We start from the raw sequence: 14,873 nt of genomic DNA, 5'->3' as shown, positions 1-14,873 counted from the left end.
GCCCGGGGTCATCGATGTACGGAGAGAGAGGGCTCATGTACCCGCCGCAGCAACCCGCTCCGCCGCGCCGCAAGAAGTCGAACAAGACGCTGTTGACGGTCTTGATCTCTGTGCTCGCCGTCCTGGCCCTGTGCCTGGTCGTGACCGTCGTGTACGGCGTGACGAACGACCGGAAGAAGGCCGAGAACACCGCTACGACCCAGGACGCGGCCGCGGCCGACAACGGCATCCCGCCCACGCCGGGCCCGGACGCCTGGAAGGCGTACATTGCGGCGCTCAAGGCCATCGACCCGGACATCGTCGGGAACAAGGACGAGAAGACGATCATCGACCGCGGCCGCAGCCAGTGCACCTCGGTACGGGAGACACCGAACGACCAGGCGAAGCTCATCGAGCTCACGAACCGCCGCTTCACATCGCCCAGTCACCCGAACGGGTTCGGCGACGAGAAGTCGACGAAGATCCTCACTGTCGTGCGGCAGTACATCTGCCCGACCTACTGACCAGGCAGCGCCGGCGACTCAGGCGGAGGTGCCAGGGCCCGCTGCAGCCGGGTCTCAGCGGCAAGCAGGCCCTGAATGCGGACCTCCAGCCACCGCCAGGACTTGCGGCGCATAAGGTCCCGGTCGTCGACGTCGATGCCGTACTCCGAATCGAGGTCGGCCTCGACGATCGCCCAGTGGGTCAGGATCTGTGCCCACGTGATGCGCCGCCCCGACCGCTCCGCCTGGACCTCGGGCGGGAACTCGTACCACTCGTAGAGCCCGGTGACTGGGTCGCGGAGGCCGCAGCCGTACTGGTCGTCTGGGTGCTCGCCCGGCGGGTGGCCCGGTTCCCCCGGGCCATCAGTTCCGGGCGGCCGCCGGACGTCCAGTACCGCTCGGCGGCGCCCTCACCACCGATGATCCAGATGTAGGCCGTCTGCCCACAGAACTGGATGTACGGGTCCGGGACCTCGTCGTCGAGCAGCTGCTGGTACACGTCGCCCAGGACCCGCTCGTGCAACGTGAGCTTGCCGGGCAGGTCCGGGATCGCCTCCACCGCAGCGACGGCGGCGTGCAGCTCGTCGTCGGTGGATGCCGCGTTGACCTCGCCGGCGACGGCGGCGCACTGCCGGCACCACAGGCCGAGCTCACCGGACGGCAGCGGCAGCGTGTACTGCTTGCCGCGCACGGTGAGCGTCAGCCGTGGATCCCAGTACCGGTCGAGGTCCTCGAACTTGGCCATGCTGCCTCTGCCGCCTCTTACGTGTAGATGAAGTTGTCGCCGGCGGTGTTCGCCGACACGCCGCCGGGGGTGGTGACGAGGACGTCGTACGTGCCGGCCGCCTTCGCCGGCGACGTCGCGACGATGCGGGTGTCGTCGACGACGATGAAGTTTGTGGCGTTGGTGCCGCCGAACGTGACCGCGGTGGCGCCGGTGAGCTTGCGGCCCTTGACGATGACCGGGGTGCCGCCAACGGCCGGGCCAGTACCGGGCGAGAGCGCCGAGACGACGGGCAGCGCTGACGCGTTCGGGTTCGTGATCGGGACCCGCGGCCCCTGGCCGTTCAGCGTGACCTTGACGGTGTCGCGGGCGCCGCCGTCGCCGCCCTCCGGCTCCCAGTCGACGAGGCAGCGTCCCTCCCACGCCTCACCGACGCCGCTGCGGTCGAACCAACGGACGTGCGCCTCGCCGGTAATCGCGTCGCCGGCCTCCGACTTCACCCGCAGGTGCTCCTGCACGGCGTTGAACGTGACGCCGTCCAAGCCGGCGCGGTGGATCAGCTTGATCTCGTTCTTCCAGGAGCTGCCGGTGATCGCCTCGCGCATCGCGCCGGCGTCGTCGTACGACTCGTCCTTCTCCCGGCGCTGGGTGCGGTTGGGCTTGAAGTCCTCGACGCCGGGCAGCGGCTGCCAGTCGGCGACCCCGGACGGGTTGACGTCGACCTCGGTCGCCCAGCGGCGGGCGAGCGCGGTGACGGTTTGGGTGGGTGACGTCACGATGCCTCCTCAGGCGTCAATCAGGGTTGTGCGCTGTCGGGCGCATCGTCTGCAGGTAGTAGTTCTCCGACCGCTCCCAGCGGCCGTTGCCGTCCTGGCCCAGGGAGGTGTAGGAGGCGCGGCCAATCTGGACCACGCGGACGCCGCCCCACGTGAGGTTGGTGGCGCCGTCGAGCTCTTCGAACACGGCGTCGGCCAGGTCGTCGCAGTCGCGCGGGTCGGTGTCGCCACGTAAGCGGACCTGCACGCCGGTGTCGTGGTCGGCGAGGCCTCGGCGTGTGGTCGCGATCGGGTAGGCAGCGAGGGTGATGACCCGGTCGGGCTGCGGTGGCACGGCTCGCACGAGGATGCCGGTCTCCGACGCGAGGTAGGCAGGTCCGTCCGGCCGCCACTGAGCGATGCCGGCGGCGGCCAGGTGTTCGGCCATGCCGGTCAGCAGCCGCGAGGTCCAGCCGTCGCCGATCACTGCATGGCCCTGCGGACGCGAGCAGCGAACAGCTCCAGCATGGTGTCGCGTTCGCGCTCGCGCGGTTCCTCGAGGTACTTCGCCTGTCTGCCTTGGTCGTGACGGTAGGTCATGTCCTCGTGCTGGCGGACGGCGTACTCGGTGTCGAAGACGACGGCGGCCGCGAGCGCGTCGCGGTCGACGACAACGGCGCCTGAGCGCTCCAGGGTGGCCTCCTCGATCGGCACCAGCGGGCGTGCCTCGCCGAGCAGGTGCTCAGCGGCGATGGTGACGCCGTCTGCTGCCGCTTCCCGTACCGCCTCGCTGATCGCGGCGCCGTTCCAGGTGATGCGGGCGGACTGTGCCATGCCTCACTCCAGGTTGAGCTCGACGTGCTCCGGCAGGTCGTGGCCGGCGGCGGTGATGTCGGAGACGGCAAGAACCCGGGCGACGCGGCCGGACGGCAGCGTGACCCGGGAGCCCGGCGGCGCTGCGGTGTTGAGCGGCGCGTACACGGTGGTGGACGAGACCTGCTCGGCGCCGGCCGCGTCCGCCGTCTGGACGCGGACGCGGCGGCGGGTGTCCTCGATGACGCATGGCGTGACGGCGACCGCCGCGGCGTAGAGCTCGCCGTGGCCGCCCGAGCCGGCGTACGCCTCGACGACGATCGTCGCCGGCACAGGGATGTGCAGCGCGCAGAACTCTGCCCAGGTCACGGCCACGTCCTGCGCTGGCCGCCCGGTTGGGACGGGCCGTCGCCGGTCAGTCCGGCCTGTTGCAGCACGTCCCAGGCCGGCGCCCATAGGCGCCCGACCTTGCGTGGTGCGCCGGTTGCGTTTGCGGCCGGAGCTTGGACACTCAGCCGGCCGAGGGTGAACCCGCCGCCGCTGGTGACGCCGGTGCCGGTGCGGTCGCCGTTGTCGAGCCCGGCCTGGACCTGTTCGAGCGTGGCCAGCTTGAGTGCGGCAACGTTTGCCGGCAGCGCCGTGTCGTAGACGGTGCAGAGCAGCGCCTGGTCGACGTCGCGGCTGGCGCGGTCCAGGAGCTGCTGCGCGTTCGCCGGCGGCGCCTTCGGGGCCATGGCGTTGGTCAGCTCCTGGACCGTCGCGTACGCCATCGCGCTACTTCTCCTTGACCTCGTGGGCGCCGCAGTCCTGGCACCGGGTCACCACGAACGTGGTGACGGTGTGGTCGGCGTTGTGGCGGTCGTTGTCGTACTGCTCGACGCGATCCGGCTTGGCCGGGCAGCCGTCGAGGTGCTTGACCTTCAGCGCCGGCGCCTTGCGGGCTGGCGGCTTCGGGTCGGCTGGAGGGTTCTGCGGGTCGTTCTCGGCCACGGCCGTGGCTCCTCTCCGAGGGATCGGTCAGTGGGGCGGTGTTGGGGGCGCCAGCACTGGGCAGGCGCCCCGACGTCGGTCAGGAGTTGAGGATGCCGGTCAGCCGGGCCGCGCCCTTGCCGAACACGGCGATGCTCGAGTACAGCTCGATCCGGGTCCGGAACACGGGCATGGTCTGGAGCTGGCCGAGGTCGTCGACCATGACGCCGCCGTTCCACAGGCCGAGCACACCGGTGTCGTCCTCGCCGGCCGACCAGCGCACGGCGTAGATCGACGACGCGACCGAGGACGCGCCCTGGGTCTCCGTCTGCGGGATGATCATCGTGCCGGAGGCGTTGGTGCCGATGTCCTCGATCCGGACCCCGTTGTAGGTCTCGACGGGCCGGCCGAAGTCATCGCGCTGCATCTGCCAGCCACCGACACGCCGCGCCGCGCTGCGGAACTTGCCGCGGATCAGGTTGTTCATGTACAGCGTGTTCGCGCCGCCGGGAACGAGCGAGATCAGGTTGTCGATCGCGTCGAAGAAGGCGTGCTGGTCGGTAGCGCCGGTGCCGACGACCGGGATGCCGTTGGTACCCGCGGCGATGACCTGGCCGCCGGTAAGCCGCTTCTTCAGCCCGTCGAACGCGAGGGCGTTGACGCTGTTGTCGCCGTTGATGAAGTTGTCCTGGAAGCCGAAGTTCAGGCTCTTGACCTTGAGCGCGGTCTGGGTGGCGCGCTGGTCGTTGAGGTTGCCGCGGGTCTGGACGATGAACCGGTCGACGTCGGCGTCGCCACCGAACATGCGCAGCTGCTCGGTCTTCGGGTTGATCGTGCCGGTCGACTCGCTGTATGCCGTGTTGACGTCACGGAACGCGACACCGGGGAGGGTCAGTTCTTCGTTGTAGGCGTAGGCGTTGCCCTGCACGTCGACGAAGTTGAGCTGGTCGAGGACGCGGGACTCCTGCATGAAGATCTCGATGACGCCGCGGCGGAGCTGGTTGAGCGACAGCTTCGCGGCCTCGGCGAGGGTGACAGCCATGAATCTCTCCTATGGGAATGGTGCGGTGACTGGCGCCCGCGCCGTGTGACCGGGTTAGCCGCCGTAGGCGCCGCGGAGGCGCCCCATGCCGGGGGCCGGGTTGTCCGGGGCGGTGCCGGGCGCGCCGGTGAACTCTCCGCCGCTGCGGGCTGGTGCGGGCGGCACTGCCGGCACGCCGGGTGCCGGCGGGGTGGGCTGGCCAGGGGGTTGCTGCGGCCAACCCTGCGGAGCGGCCGGCTGCGCGGGCTGCTGGCCGGGCTGGCCTGGGGTGGCGGTCGGCTGCTGCCCAGGCTGGGTGGCAACCGCGGCGGCCATCCACGGGTTGGCCGTGGCGATGGCCTGGATGGTCCAGGCGAGCCGCTGCTGGTAGTCCGGCGCGGCCGGGTCCAGACCGGCGGCTGCCTGCTGCCACGCGGTACTGCCGGTGAGGGCTTGCGGGTTGACGCCGAGCTGCGGGGCAACCAGGTACGCCTGCTGCGAGATCGCGGCGGTGCGCATCTGGACGACGTGCTGCTGGGCCTGTCCGCGCAGGCGCTCGATCTCCTCACGGGCCGCCCTGGGCAGCCGGGCGAGGTCGTAGCCCTGGCCGTCGTCGCCCTCAGCGGGCGGCATCGGCGGGTAGGCGGGCAGCGCCGGGAACTGGTACGGCTGGGCGGGCGGCTGCTGGGCGGCCTGCTGGGCGGGCGGCTGGGCCGGCGCCGACTGCTGCGGCCACCCGGGCGGGGCGGCCGGCTGCTGCTGGGGCGGGACCTGCGGCGCGTAGGCGGGCCATGCCTGCGGCTGCTGCTGGGTGTAGGGCTGGGCCGGCTGAGCGGGCGGCTGGCTGGGCAGCTGCTGGGCGGGCTGCCCCTGCGGGGCGACCGGCGCAGCTTGCGGCGCAGCCTGCGACTGCTGGGCGGGCTGGGTCATGCTGAGCCTCCAGGCTCGGGTTGTTGATCGGCTGCGGCCAACGGCCGCCCATCCCCTCTTCGGGCTGGTCTACAGGTGGACGAGGACGTCCAGAATCCGCATGCCGCGCTCACGTCGGTCAGCGGTGACCGTCAGCCGCGCGCCGCGTTGCAGCAGGATCTCCCGGTCGTCGTCGCCGAGGGAGACCGCGCCGACGCCGGGCTGTGCGGTGAACCGCATGACGATCGGCTCAGGTACGCCCCCGGTGCCGGTGTCGCTGCTGGTGGCATAGCGGGTGGCAACGCTGCGGGCGGTGCTGGTGGACATGACGCTGGGATCGGAAGCGGTGACACCGACAAGGCTGCCGTCGACCCGGTCACCGAACAGCAGCCGCGGTTGGTTGATGCCGCGCCAGACCTGGATCGGTTCCGGCAGGATCGAGCTCCGCATCAGCCGGTCGATGAGGTTCCGGGCATCGGTATTGCCGGCGCGGAGGTCGAACGGGTCGACACCGCCGACCTCTTGCATGTAGTCCCACATGATCTCGCTGAGCCGGTCGGCCTCGGCCGGCGAGAACTCCGCCGGTCGCCCGCCGCGCCACTCCAACGTGCCGATCTCTCGCTGCTGCAGGACGTTCGCTTCCGGGTTCTGGATCCGGATGCGGAGCCGGGCTGGCGGGACGTTCAGCGCTGCTGACCCGCTGATCGGCGGCGCGGTGGACGCTGAGGTGGGCGGCTGCGGTGCGGCCGGTGCCGCCGGCGTCGGCGCTGGCGGTGTGGCCTTGGCCGGAGCGGCCTTCTTCGCCGACGTTGCCTTGGCGGCTGGCGCCCGGGTCTCCTCGGGCGGCGGCGGGGCGGCCTTGGTCGGCGTGGCCTTGCGCACGGCAGACGGCGCCGGAGTGGGCGTGGGCTGAGGGCTCGGCGGGGTGGTGTCGACCGGGCCGGGCGGCGGCCGGTGGCCGAGGTCGATCTGCTCACGGTGCGGCTGCCGGATCAGGCCGGTCGCCTCCACGTGGTCTCGGATCTCGGCCTGGGCGGCGCGGACCTTCGCGTTGTGTGCCTTCTTAGCCGCGGGGTCGAGCGCGGTCTCCGCCTTCAGCTTCTCCGACCGCACCCGCCGTTCGAGCGCGCGCAGCCGCTGCCTCGCCTTGTCGCCCTCCGGGTCCTCCGTATGGGTCGGGATCCGCGTCACGCCCGGCATGTAGCCGCTGAGGCTGTGACGGCAGTTGGGGTGCATCAGCCCGGCCGCAATCGCCTCGGCTACCGTGCCGGCGATCTCGACGTTGACCATGACGCCGTCGCGCGTGGCGTGCTCGACCTGGATGGTGCGCCGACCGGCTGGCCCACTGCGGGCCAGGATCTTGCCTTCCCATGGCCTGCACCTGGCGCATTCTTGCGGCGCGTTGGACACGATCACCAGGTCGAGGCCGGCCGCGCTGAGCCGGTCGAGGTGGCCCTCAACAGCGGCCTGCGCGACGGTTGATCTCGCGGCCATCTCAACGTAGGACGCCAGATTCCAGGCGCGGCCTGAGCGGTCAACGAACCCCGTGATGCCCTGCGTGAGCAGCCGCTCCCAGGCGATCTGTGACGCACGTCGGCGGGTGGCAAGCCCGGCCAGCACATCAGGGGCGGAGCCTGCGGCGATGACCTCGCGGTAGCTGTCGAGCTGCCACCGCATGATCCTCAGGTGTGTGCCGCGCAGGGCTGTGGTTAGCGAGAACGCCAACCGGGCGATCGCGTCGGCGCCGGGGATTGCTCGCCGGGCCTGGGCCAGCTGCGCCGCAGCACCGGCCTGCCGGCGCTCGATCATCGCGCGGAGCCGGTCGTTGGGGCTGCTGATCTCGGCAAGCCGCAGCCACTCCGGGTGGGTGGACTGTGCCCGGGCCAGGTCATCCATCGCCGCGGCGCCGCCGCGGATGTGGGCAAGGATCGTGGCCTGGGCAACCTCGTCGGCCAAGCCGCCGTTGAGGCGGCCAATCAGGTTCTGCGCGAACTGGCGCAGCGTGCCGAGCCCGCGGAGCTTGTCCTCCGCCCAGGTCGGGGAGTCCATACCGCTGGCCAGGCGCCGGGCCAGGTCGGCAGCGAGCCGGGTCTCCAGGTCCTGGTAAATCGTGACGATGTTCTCGCTGAGGTCCTCGGCCAGGGTGCGGTCGACGGGCACGAGGACCTCCCGGGTCTATGCCGGTGGTGCGGGGTCGTCGACCTGGCCGGGCAGCTCCGGCGCCGGCGGCGAGCCGGTGAAGGTGTCGGGGTTCTCAACGGACTTGCCGGTCTCCTTGAGGATCCGGTCGACCTCGACGCCGATCTGGGTGTCGTCCCAGTCCGGGCGCCGGGTCTTGACCTTCTCCCAGGTCGAGATCGCCTCGGCCACGCTGTACGCCTGCAGGGTGCGGGCCATCGATTCCGGGTCCTGGGAGACGCTGTCGCCGAACTGGACGTCGGGCAGCTCCGGTGTGATCCCGCTGCCGAAGATCTTGACGTCGATCATCTGCAGCGTCTCGGTGATCTCAGCGACCGGTGATCGCTGCCCCAGAAGCTTGGCGTCGCGGCCGATGAACGACGTCCGCTCGCGAGCGGTCACCTCGGTGGCGGTGGCGTTGCCGCCGCCGTCCATCCCGAACGACTGGGCGCTGTAGCCGGCGGACTGAACGATCGTCCGGGTCTCCGCCTCCACCATCCGTAGGTGCTGTTCGACGCGGATCTCAGGCTGGATCAGCTCGATGTTGAGGCCCTTGTCGTCGTCGGCCATCGTCTTGACCGGCGTCATCAACTCGCGGGCAACATCGAACGTCGCGCCCTTGCCGGGGCCGAGCGACCTCAGGTATTCCTCTGGCACCATGAGCCGGGCGACAGCCAGGCGCATTTCCCGCGTCAGGTTCGACCAGGTCTCGTCCAGCACGTCGAGCAGCGGCTCCACCCCGTCAAGGTCGGACCGGCCGAGCGCGGCCGCCCCGGGCACGTCGTCCCAGCACGGCGCCGGCGTTACGTTCGGGGTGTAGACGGCGGTGAGCCGGTCGTCGAGGCCAGTGCTGATGGCGCCAATGTTGTCGGTGATCGTGACGCCCTCGGCGCCGACAAGCCAGGCGGTGTCGGGGTAGGCGCCGAGGTCGATGCGACGGCCGATCATGTCATCGGTGCCCTCGTAGACGGCGTGCTGGATGGTGCCCGGATCGTGTCGTTCGAGGTAACGGATCACGCGCCGGTTGTCGCGTCCCAGTTCGCGCCAGACGGTGAGGGCGGCAAGCCGGCTCCACCGCCACTCGGGTACGCCGGCGGCCGGGTCGACGCGAGCGATCCACGGCCGATCCAGGAGGCTCCTGTCCCACACGATGCGCAGGAATCCGCCGCCCTTGCCTGCTGTGACCTCGGCCGCGGCGAGCAGGGTGGCGTGCACGCCGTCGTCGACGAGTTGGTCGAGGCGCTTCTGCGCCTGGGCGTTGACGACGGTCAGTGTCGGCGGCTCGCTGTACAGCAGTCGGCTGCTGGTCGTGGCGATGTCCCGGGCGAGGGGTACGTGCAGCTTCGCGGGCCGCTGGCCGTCCGGGACCTGCTCACCCCAGAACGTGCGCGGCCGGTTGAGCTGGCTGCCCTTCGGCTCGTACTGCTTGGCGAGCTTGACCGGGTCGCCGCGGTACCAGGCCGTCCACTCGCCGATCTTGTCGAGGACGGGGTCGAGCCAGCGCGGCGGCCAGGCGCTGTCGGGCTTGTCGGGGAGCGGCACCTGGTCTCCTTCCGGGTCAGGCTGCGAGGTCGAGTTGGCTGCGGCGTAGCAGTGACCACCAGATCGAGCGGGTGGAGTAGATCGCGTACCGGGCAGCGTCGATGCTGTCGTCGCCGGCCTTGATCGGCTCGTCGCGGCCTTCCAGGGCCGCCTTGTCGTCCCAGCTGTAGCCGGGGATCTCCGACAGCAGCCCGACGCATGACGAGTGGATGCGCAGCCGGTCGGTCGCGAACAGCGACATCATGGTGCGCAGACCCTCGACGACCTCCTTCTTCGCCGGCTTGTTCGGCAAGCCGTCCTTGGCCAGCTGGACGCGGAAGTCGGCGGCGGCCGAGTCGACGAGCACGTATTCGGGAGCGAGTGGCTCGCCGGCGTCGAGGGTGCCGAGCCAGCTGCGTAGGGCGTGGCTGTACTCGACTGGGGCCATCCTGCGGCGGGCCTGGATGCTGTCGTGGCGCCACTCGTTGGTCAGGTACAGGCGGCCGTCTGCGCCGAGGGCGAGCATGACCGCGGCGAACGGGTGGGCGGTGCCGTAGTCGACGCCCAGCGACAGCCAGCGGCGGATTGCGGGCAGCTTCGTGACCACGTGCTTGCGGTCGTCGAACGCGTCGAAGATCGCGCCCTCGGCGAGGACCCAGAGGCCTTCGATGAACCGCTTGTACCAGAGGCCGACGTACTCGCGTTTGATCGAGCGGACGTACGCCGGGTCGAGGCCGGGGTTGTCGTCGAGGGTGAAGTGCCAGTGCCGCAGGCCGAGCTTCGCGGCCCGGAGCAGGAACCGCTTGCGGAGCCAGTGGTTCGGGTTGTCGGGGTTGCTGGTGCCGAAGAAGCGGGCGCCGGGCACGGACATGCGACCGAGCAGCTGGTCGAAGAACGCCTCCGGCAGCAAGCTGAGCTCGTCGCCGTACGCGCCGGCGCAGGTCATGCCGCGGAGCCGGCCTTCGGCGCGGGCGTCGTTGGCGGTGATGACCTCGATCTGCCGGCCGAGGATGCTGGCGGTCTCGGCGCCGCGCGTGTACTTGATCAGCGACGCGGCTGGGCCGGTGACCATCGGGTCCATGAGCGGCCCGAAGACGTTTCGGGCGACGGTGCCGTACGTCTTGCCGGTGACGACGAGCTGCCCGCCGCGGGGGGCGTTGGCAACGTAGATGAGCCAGCACAGCAGGGACGAGATGGTCTTGCCGCTCCGGATCGAGCCGGTCCACAGGTTGATGCGGGCGGTCGCGTGGGCGATCGAGCGTTCCTGCTTCTCGCTGAGCAGGACCTCGCGCTGCGGCGGTGGAGCGGTGAGCAGGTCAGTCATCGAGGTCGCCGGGTTCGTCGTCCTCGACGGGGTGCTCGTCGTCGCCGGTGCCGTACTTGGCAGTGAGGCCGCGGCCGAGGGTCTCCAGGAGCGAGACGACCTGGCCGAGGCTGGCGCCGGAGTCGTACTCGTCGAGCTTGACCGAGCGGTCGATCGCGATGCCGATCGCGTTCATCAGGTCGCGCTTGTCGCGTGGTGTTGGCTCGGGGATCTCGCGCTCTTCGTAGGTGTTGTCCTTGCCACCGAAGTTGAAGGCGATCACCGGCGCGAAGAGCTGGGCACGAAAGCGGTCGACGTCGTCCAGGAGCGCCAGGGCGAGCGCGGCCCGTCTCGCCTTGGCGTCAACCTTGCGGGCCTCGGTGGCTGCGGCGACCTCGGGGCCACGCTCGAAGGTGAGGCCGGCCTTTTGGGCGATGTTGCTGACGGTTTTGCCGGAGCGGCCGATCTGGCGGGCGATCTCGTTGCGGGAGAGGCCTTGGGCGTGGAGCTCGACGACGCGTTCGCGGTCTTCGTCGGTGACGGGGCGCCGGTCAGCCGTCATGGGTCACCGCCTGTCCGGCGCCGTGCCGTGGTCGAAGGGTCAGGCGCGGAGTGGCTGCCACTCGGCCCTGTAGTCGGGCCGGGCGGAGTACATGAGGGCCAGCTCGCGCAGCACGTCCTCAGCGAGCGCTTCGACGCGGTCGTTGCCCCACTCGGATGCGCAGCGGTCGACGATGCGCCGCTTGGCGTCGACGTCGGCCCTGGCTTGGCTGTCGGGTGCGGCGTTCGCCTGGTCGACGTCGAGCTGTGCGCGGAGCCATGCGGCAAGGTCGTTCATGTCAGCCATGTGCTCACCTCACCAGGGGCCGGAAGCTTGGTGAACCCGGCCCGACTTGCACGGGCAGCAACCGAGACGAGGCACGGCAGTGTGTCGCCGGAGAGCGTCGGTGTGTGGCGGACTCGCGGGCCCGGGAGTGTGCTCGACCGGGCTGTGGGCACAGGCCACCTGTAGAGGCAGACTGTGAGAGCAGGGTACATGATCACGCCGCCTGGTCGCCAACACTTGCCTTTGCCCTGGCCGTGACCGTCAGGACGCGCTCAGCGTCGCGCACGCGGTACCAGGCGTTGCCGGTCCGCTGGCCTGGGGTGTGGACGGCGGGGAGCAGCCCGTGGAGCTTGTCGCCGCGGCGTCGGCTGCGGCGGGCCCAGTCCCAGATGCGGTCGGCGGTGATCGGCCGGTCGGCGGTGGTGAGGCGGGCGGCGAGTTGCTCGGCCTGGAGGTGCTCGTCGACGGGCAGCATGAGGTACTGGCGGATGCGCTGGTCGGCTTCGGCGATCCAGAGGGCGAGCCGGGCGGCGTGGTGCACTGGCAGCGCGGCCGCGGCGGCCTGGAGGCGGTCGAGCGGGTCGCTGGCGCCGGCGAGGCGCAGCTCCCGGGCGAGCCACGCCAGGGTGGCGGTGGTGCTGGCGGCGAGCTGCTCGGCGCGGCGGCTGAGGACGGCGCTGGCGCTCGCGGCCGCGGTGCCGTTCACCGCGGCGTTGGCGGTGGGGTCGCCGGGTCGGCCGCCGAGGGCGCGGCGGGTGCCGAACCGCTGTGAGCCGATGCCGTCGGCGGCCTCGACGAGCGCCATGCCGCGCTCGCGCTGGGCGGCGTAGACGTGAACGTCGAGGGCCTCCCTGGCCGCGCGGAGCGACCAGAGGGCGGACTGGGCGTCGAGGTGGTGCTGGTGGGTCAACGCTGCTCCTGGGTGCGTCTGCGGCGGACGTGTGCGGCGCGGCTGCGGATGATGTGGGCGGTGCCTTGGCCGGGGAGGACGGCCGTGGGGTGGTAGATGGCGTCTGGGTGGCCGCGCCGGCGGGCGCGGCACACCATCTGGTCGAGGGCTCGTCGGTCGATGCCGAGTTCGGCGGCGATGTCGTCGACGGGCATGCCGGTGGAGGCGAGCTGGCGCCAGCGGGCGAGCCGGCTTGCGGTGCGCTCGTGGGGCCGGTAGTTGCTCATGGCACGGCGCGCTGCGCCCGGTCGGCGAGTTGGTCGAGGAGCTCGGCACTGGAGGTTCGCGGCGGGGGTTGGACCCAGCTGGCTTCGACGAGGACGGCGCGGTGTCCGCCGTCGACGGCCAGGCCGAGGGCTTCGTCTGCGCGTTCGCGGGTGGGGTGGACCTCGCCGTCGAAGTCGAGGCACCAGCGGCCTTCGGCTCGGTATAGGACGATCCAGCCGAGGACGGCGCCGGCGCTCATACCTGGCCGCCGCAGGTGAGCGGGGTGCCGTCGGCGTACCAGCGGTGTCCGGCGTGCGGCTCCTCGATGAAGCACTGGCGCTCGACGGGCGGCTGCTGCGCCTGCTGCGGCGGGTTGAGGGCGTCCTGCAGAGCGCTGTACTCGTGGGGCCGGAGCCGGAGTTCGCCGGCGAGCGCGAGGTGCCCGGGGTCGGGGCCGGCGTAGAGGCGGGCGCTGACGTGGGCGCGCTGGTCGTACGCGCGGAGGGCGAACACGACGGCCTGGGCGACCTCGGGCACACCGTCGCCGGAGCGGTCCTGCGGCACGCTGCGGAGCCCGCCGGGGACCAGGTCGACGGTGAGCTGTCCGACGGAGACGCTGCGCTCGGCGACGAGCCGGCGGACCTCGGGCAGCAGCTCGGACCGCGGCAGCGGCGTCGAGGCGCCGAGCGCGTCCGCCAGCTCCGGATCGAGGTCGCCGGCGAACGGCGTCGCACCTGCCGCCTCACGGCCGAGCTGGAAGGCGCGGTGCGCGAGCCGGTACGCGGCATCGGCACGCTGCGACCGCTCACGCTCGGCCAGCTCGTCGAGCAGCTCCTGGGGTAGGTCCTCACCCTGGGCCTGCGCCAGCCGCGCCTGTACGTGGCTCACGAGGCGCTGGATGCCGTCTTGCGCGCGCCGCGAGGAACCGGTGCCGGCGGCGGTGACGTCGTCTGGGGTTTGGGGGTTCTGGTCATCCATTGCGGCTCTCCTCGGCTTCGAGTCGGATCTGGCGTGCGATGTCGGGCGTCACGTACGTGCTGGGTGGGCGGGTGTCGACGGGGATGGGTTCGGGCCAGTCGTCGTCTGGCGGCGGTACGTGGGCGGTGGCTCGGGCGATGGCGGCGGCCGCGGATGCGTGGGCGGCCGCCTCGCGTCGGGTGGTCATGTGGCCTCGCTAGATCGGGCGATGGCGGCGGCTGCTGCGGCGACGCCGCGGCGGGTGCGTTCGGCGACGGCCGGGTCAGGGCGGGCGCCGAAGGGCACGCGGTCGCGCCAGTCCGTGTCGCCGGCGGGGAGGACGCGCGGCGGATCGGGGCGGCGGGGTGGTGTCCACCAGGGGCCGTCGTGTGGGAGGCGGCCGGGTGCCTGGCTGGTCCGGTCGTGGGCGACGGCGAGCATGGCGGCCTGGACGAGGGACCACGGGCGGTCGAGGACGTCGGGGTGGCTGAGTGCGCGCCGGATGGATCGGGCGGACCACTCGGGCCGGATAGTGCGGACGGCGTCGGCGAGGGCTGTCTCTGCTTCGGCTGTTCGCTCCTCCTCCGGCAGCCGGCTGGCCGGCTGGAGGGTGGGGGAGTGTGGTGTGTGGTGTGTGGGGGATCCGGTAGTACCTGTAGTACCCACACTCCCTGCCCCATTCGATTGGGCATCGGATTGGCTATCGGATAGCCCTTCTTCCTGCGTGTTTAGGCCAGCGTCGATGGGCTGGTCATCGCGAGGGGTGGATGGGCTATCCGATGGGCTATCGGGTGTGTCTTCGAGGTCGCCGGAGGGCAGGCCCAGGCGGCGGAGCTCGGCGGCGAGGGCGCGGCGCACGGTGGGCGACCGGACCTCTCGGCATGCGGCGAAGATGGCCATGCGCCGCTTGGGGTTGGTGTACCCCTTGTCCCAGCGGACGAAGGACCGGACGAGCAGCTCGTCGCCGTCCCAGTCGATGACGAGGAACCGGGTGTCGGCCAGTCGCGCGAGCGACCCGGTGATGTCGTCGATGGTGGTGTCGGCGGCGTAGCGCGCCCAGCGGCGGTCGGTGATGGCGAGGACGCCGGCGGCGCTGATGTCGGGCTGTGTCACGAGCATCAGGTAGGTGCGCTGGTCGACCGCGTTGAGCCGTCGGAAGGCCTCGTTGTCCCAGATGGCGGTGACGATGTTGGCGTAGCTGCGCGCCATGGTGGCCGGTCCCCGCCTTTCATGATCGATAACTGTGGATGTTGTGGTGG

Annotated in this window: 21 protein-coding genes; 1 reads left to right on the top strand and 20 read right to left on the bottom strand. The window is 71.3% G+C overall.

Annotated elements, in window-relative coordinates; translation table 11 throughout:
• Nucleotides 1–14: 14 nt before the first annotated feature.
• Nucleotides 15–503, top strand: coding sequence for a hypothetical protein (locus ACFY3L_RS17860; protein WP_389324495.1), 489 nt, complete (start codon nucleotides 15–17; stop codon nucleotides 501–503).
• Nucleotides 504–684: 181 nt separating this feature from the next.
• Here ACFY3L_RS17860 and ACFY3L_RS17855 read toward each other — a convergent pair whose 3' ends face one another.
• From ACFY3L_RS17855 to ACFY3L_RS17760, 20 genes are all read right to left on the bottom strand, one after another.
• Nucleotides 685–1,227, bottom strand: coding sequence for a hypothetical protein (locus ACFY3L_RS17855; RefSeq protein ID WP_389324492.1), 543 nt, complete (start codon nucleotides 1,225–1,227; stop codon nucleotides 685–687).
• Nucleotides 1,228–1,244: 17 nt separating this feature from the next.
• Nucleotides 1,245–1,982 carry a phage tail tube protein gene (locus ACFY3L_RS17850; protein WP_389324489.1) on the bottom strand — a complete coding sequence of 246 codons (738 nt, stop codon included), beginning with the start codon at nucleotides 1,980–1,982 and terminating at the stop codon, nucleotides 1,245–1,247.
• Between the two features lie 16 nt (nucleotides 1,983–1,998).
• Nucleotides 1,999–2,448: a minor capsid protein gene (locus ACFY3L_RS17845; RefSeq protein WP_389324487.1), complete on the bottom strand. Its 450-nt coding sequence runs from the start codon at nucleotides 2,446–2,448 to the stop codon at nucleotides 1,999–2,001.
• Nucleotides 2,445–2,795 carry a hypothetical protein gene (locus ACFY3L_RS17840; RefSeq protein ID WP_389324484.1) on the bottom strand — a complete coding sequence of 117 codons (351 nt, stop codon included), beginning with the start codon at nucleotides 2,793–2,795 and terminating at the stop codon, nucleotides 2,445–2,447. The genes ACFY3L_RS17845 and ACFY3L_RS17840 overlap by 4 nt, the downstream gene beginning before the upstream one ends.
• A 3-nt stretch (nucleotides 2,796–2,798) precedes the next feature.
• Entirely contained in the window at nucleotides 2,799–3,143 is a 345-nt protein-coding gene (locus ACFY3L_RS17835) for a hypothetical protein (RefSeq protein WP_389324481.1), read from the bottom strand.
• On the bottom strand, nucleotides 3,140–3,544 hold the full coding sequence (locus ACFY3L_RS17830; protein ID WP_389324478.1) for a hypothetical protein: 405 nt from the start codon (nucleotides 3,542–3,544) through the stop codon (nucleotides 3,140–3,142). The genes ACFY3L_RS17835 and ACFY3L_RS17830 overlap by 4 nt, the downstream gene beginning before the upstream one ends.
• 4 nt (nucleotides 3,545–3,548) lie before the next feature.
• Nucleotides 3,549–3,764: a hypothetical protein gene (locus tag ACFY3L_RS17825; protein WP_389324475.1), complete on the bottom strand. Its 216-nt coding sequence runs from the start codon at nucleotides 3,762–3,764 to the stop codon at nucleotides 3,549–3,551.
• 79 nt (nucleotides 3,765–3,843) lie between these two features.
• The gene (locus ACFY3L_RS17820; protein ID WP_389324472.1) at nucleotides 3,844–4,785 is read right to left on the bottom strand and encodes a major capsid protein; all 942 of its coding nucleotides are present in this window, start codon (nucleotides 4,783–4,785) and stop codon (nucleotides 3,844–3,846) included.
• Nucleotides 4,786–4,839: 54 nt separating this feature from the next.
• The gene (locus tag ACFY3L_RS17815) at nucleotides 4,840–5,694 is read right to left on the bottom strand and encodes a hypothetical protein (RefSeq protein ID WP_389324469.1); all 855 of its coding nucleotides are present in this window, start codon (nucleotides 5,692–5,694) and stop codon (nucleotides 4,840–4,842) included.
• A 69-nt stretch (nucleotides 5,695–5,763) separates the two neighbouring features.
• On the bottom strand, nucleotides 5,764–7,833 hold the full coding sequence (locus ACFY3L_RS17810) for a phage minor capsid protein (protein ID WP_389324466.1): 2,070 nt from the start codon (nucleotides 7,831–7,833) through the stop codon (nucleotides 5,764–5,766).
• 15 nt (nucleotides 7,834–7,848) lie between these two features.
• Nucleotides 7,849–9,393 (bottom strand): phage portal protein, encoded by a 1,545-nt coding sequence (locus ACFY3L_RS17805; RefSeq protein WP_389324463.1) that lies wholly within the window; start codon nucleotides 9,391–9,393, stop codon nucleotides 7,849–7,851.
• A 16-nt stretch (nucleotides 9,394–9,409) separates the two neighbouring features.
• Nucleotides 9,410–10,696 carry a PBSX family phage terminase large subunit gene (locus tag ACFY3L_RS17800; RefSeq protein ID WP_389324460.1) on the bottom strand — a complete coding sequence of 429 codons (1,287 nt, stop codon included), beginning with the start codon at nucleotides 10,694–10,696 and terminating at the stop codon, nucleotides 9,410–9,412.
• Nucleotides 10,689–11,237 (bottom strand): helix-turn-helix domain-containing protein, encoded by a 549-nt coding sequence (locus tag ACFY3L_RS17795; RefSeq protein WP_389324457.1) that lies wholly within the window; start codon nucleotides 11,235–11,237, stop codon nucleotides 10,689–10,691. The genes ACFY3L_RS17800 and ACFY3L_RS17795 overlap by 8 nt, the downstream gene beginning before the upstream one ends.
• 39 nt (nucleotides 11,238–11,276) lie before the next feature.
• Complete coding sequence (locus ACFY3L_RS17790) at nucleotides 11,277–11,522, bottom strand: DUF6221 family protein (protein ID WP_389324454.1); 246 nt, start codon at nucleotides 11,520–11,522, stop codon at nucleotides 11,277–11,279.
• A 193-nt stretch (nucleotides 11,523–11,715) separates the two neighbouring features.
• Nucleotides 11,716–12,411 (bottom strand): hypothetical protein, encoded by a 696-nt coding sequence (locus ACFY3L_RS17785; protein ID WP_389324451.1) that lies wholly within the window; start codon nucleotides 12,409–12,411, stop codon nucleotides 11,716–11,718.
• Nucleotides 12,408–12,677, bottom strand: coding sequence for a hypothetical protein (locus tag ACFY3L_RS17780; RefSeq protein ID WP_389324449.1), 270 nt, complete (start codon nucleotides 12,675–12,677; stop codon nucleotides 12,408–12,410). Before ACFY3L_RS17780 ends, ACFY3L_RS17785 begins: the two co-directional genes overlap by 4 nt.
• Nucleotides 12,674–12,916 carry a hypothetical protein gene (locus ACFY3L_RS17775; RefSeq protein WP_389324447.1) on the bottom strand — a complete coding sequence of 81 codons (243 nt, stop codon included), beginning with the start codon at nucleotides 12,914–12,916 and terminating at the stop codon, nucleotides 12,674–12,676. The genes ACFY3L_RS17780 and ACFY3L_RS17775 overlap by 4 nt, the downstream gene beginning before the upstream one ends.
• Complete coding sequence (locus tag ACFY3L_RS17770; RefSeq protein WP_389324444.1) at nucleotides 12,913–13,635, bottom strand: hypothetical protein; 723 nt, start codon at nucleotides 13,633–13,635, stop codon at nucleotides 12,913–12,915. The genes ACFY3L_RS17775 and ACFY3L_RS17770 overlap by 4 nt, the downstream gene beginning before the upstream one ends.
• Nucleotides 13,628–13,822: a hypothetical protein gene (locus ACFY3L_RS17765; RefSeq protein ID WP_389324441.1), complete on the bottom strand. Its 195-nt coding sequence runs from the start codon at nucleotides 13,820–13,822 to the stop codon at nucleotides 13,628–13,630. Before ACFY3L_RS17765 ends, ACFY3L_RS17770 begins: the two co-directional genes overlap by 8 nt.
• Nucleotides 13,819–14,823: a hypothetical protein gene (locus ACFY3L_RS17760; protein ID WP_389324438.1), complete on the bottom strand. Its 1,005-nt coding sequence runs from the start codon at nucleotides 14,821–14,823 to the stop codon at nucleotides 13,819–13,821. Before ACFY3L_RS17760 ends, ACFY3L_RS17765 begins: the two co-directional genes overlap by 4 nt.
• Nucleotides 14,824–14,873 lie beyond the last annotated feature (50 nt).

The sequence above is a fragment of the Dactylosporangium sp. NPDC000521 genome (genome assembly GCF_042898305.1).
In the GTDB taxonomy this organism is placed as follows: Bacteria; Actinomycetota; Actinomycetes; order Mycobacteriales; family Micromonosporaceae; genus Dactylosporangium.
Note: the sequence above shows the minus strand (reverse complement) of the source record. Positions and strands in the feature narration are given on the sequence as shown.